This is a genomic window from Microbacterium sp. B24, assembly GCF_000333415.1.
GTDB lineage: Bacteria > Actinomycetota > Actinomycetes > Actinomycetales > Microbacteriaceae > Microbacterium.
Genome location: NZ_BADB01000458.1, coordinates 1 through 1778 on the forward strand (window position 1 = coordinate 1; position 1778 = coordinate 1778).

Consider the following 1778-nt stretch of genomic DNA (forward strand, 5'->3'; position numbering starts at 1 on the left):
AGCTCGGTCCCGGGGATCCTCTAGAGTCCGACCCTATCCGCGCCTGTTGTGCGCCGGGTCGGAGTCCTAGCATGGCGGCAGGCGAGCGTCGCGCTCGCCGTGACCGGAAGGACGGTGGGAGATGGACGCCAGGATGATGGAAGCGATGGCCGGCGAGATGTCGATGGCCGAGATGCCCGCGATGGATGCCGCGGTCATGCAGGCCTGCATGGACGCCTGTGCCGCCTGTGAGCAGGCCTGCACGGTGTGCTCGATGCAGATGATGGACTGTGCCCCGTCGTGCATGAACTGCGCCGACATGTGCAACACCATGATGCGTGCCATGCTGCGGATGCCGGGCATGGCGCCGGCGTCGATGATGGCGATGCTCGACGCCTGCATCGCGATGTGTCAGACGTGCATGGACATGTGCATGATGCACGCTGATGACAGCCCCGTGTGCGCCATGTGCGCGGACGCGTGCCGGGCCTGTATGGATGCGTGCATGGCGGTCAAAGACGCGATGATGGCGGCCGCCTGAGCGGCACCCGTCCCTCTCGACTCAGACCGCGAGCACGTTGAAGAGCCGTCCTCCGGCGTGGAGCGCGTGATAGCGCGGGTGGAACGCGACCGGCGTACCCCGTTGCACGGACGCCGCGGCCCCGGCGCCGTTCCACAGTTCGATCTCGCGCCCCTCGAGGGTGACGATCGTGAGCGTGCCGTCGGCCGCTGAGGCGACCGCGATCGCGTCGACCCATTCTCCGGGCGTTGCCGACACCAGCCGCGACTGGATCAGGTGGACGGCGTGGCCGGCCGCGAAGGAAGAGCAACCGCGGCCCGTCGCGCACATGCAGATGGCGTCCTGACGCACCGGTGCGGGCGTGAGGCGGTTCTGCGCTGCGGACACGGGGTTCCTCTCGTGGATGCCGCCCGTGGTGGCGGTGCGATCAGGCTACGTCGGGGCGAAGGCCGTCCGCGCGGACGGCGTCACACATCGACACACGCCGCTGAGTCGCACCGCTCGGCGGGATCGGGGCTGGCGCGGCGCGAAACCCGGTTCCCCGGCGGGGGTTCGCAGCCCGGGTCGATCCGTTAGGGTGAAGAGGAAGGAGGCCATGGTGGAAGAGAACGCTCGAGACGCTGGTGTCAGCGGTATCCGACGTGACGCCGGGAGTGCCGGCTCTGCCGACACCACCCAGACTTTCGGTCACGATTCCGACCTCTCCTTCGTGCCGTTCGGAACGGACCTGACGGACGTCGAGCGGGAGGCCATCGATGCGCTTCCGTCTCGCGCTGCGCTGCTGCTCGTCCGCTCCGGTCCCACGGCGGGCGCACGCTATCTGCTCGACACCGATGTCACCACGGTCGGGCGCCATCCCGAGGCCGACATCTTCTTCGACGATGTCACCGTCTCTCGTCGTCACGCGGAGATCACCCGCACCGGCGCCGTCTTCGAGCTCGTCGACCAGCGCTCCCTGAACGGCAGCTATGTCAACGGTGAACGGGTGGACCGCGCCGTGCTCGTCGACGGCTCCGAGGTGCGCATCGGCAAGTTCCGCCTCAACTTCTTCGCGTCGCCGGTCGACCGCGGTCAGGTGACGAGCGGGTGAGCCCGGCTGTCTCACCCCGTGGACGTGCGTCGTCCTCGGGTTATCTCAGCATTGGTCAGGTGCTCGCACGCCTGACGCCGGAGTTCTCCGATCTCAGCGCGAGCAAGCTTCGCTACCTCGAAGTGCAGGGCATCGTCACGCCGCTGCGAACCGAGTCGGGGGACTCTAGAGGATCCCCGGTACCGAGCT

Annotated in this window: 3 protein-coding genes and 1 pseudogene; 3 read left to right on the top strand and 1 reads right to left on the bottom strand. The window is 68.0% G+C overall.

Annotation, left to right across the window (positions count from 1 at the left end):
* The first annotated feature begins 121 nt into the window (after positions 1-121).
* Positions 122-520, top strand: a complete 399-nt coding sequence (locus I5I_RS13620; protein WP_036320872.1) for a hypothetical protein — start codon at positions 122-124, stop codon at positions 518-520.
* Between the two features lie 21 nt (positions 521-541).
* Here the strand turns inward: I5I_RS13620 and I5I_RS13625 are convergent, their stop codons facing one another.
* Positions 542-886 carry a hypothetical protein gene (locus I5I_RS13625; protein ID WP_036286519.1) on the bottom strand — a complete coding sequence of 115 codons (345 nt, stop codon included), beginning with the start codon at positions 884-886 and terminating at the stop codon, positions 542-544.
* 208 nt (positions 887-1094) lie between these two features.
* Between I5I_RS13625 and I5I_RS13630 the strand changes: the two genes are divergently transcribed.
* Positions 1095-1589, top strand: coding sequence for an FHA domain-containing protein (locus I5I_RS13630; RefSeq protein WP_187289962.1), 495 nt, complete (start codon positions 1095-1097; stop codon positions 1587-1589).
* Positions 1586-1778 (top strand): annotated as a pseudogene (locus I5I_RS17670) (MerR family transcriptional regulator); the annotation flags it as partial. The gene I5I_RS13630 and the pseudogene I5I_RS17670, both read left to right, overlap by 4 nt.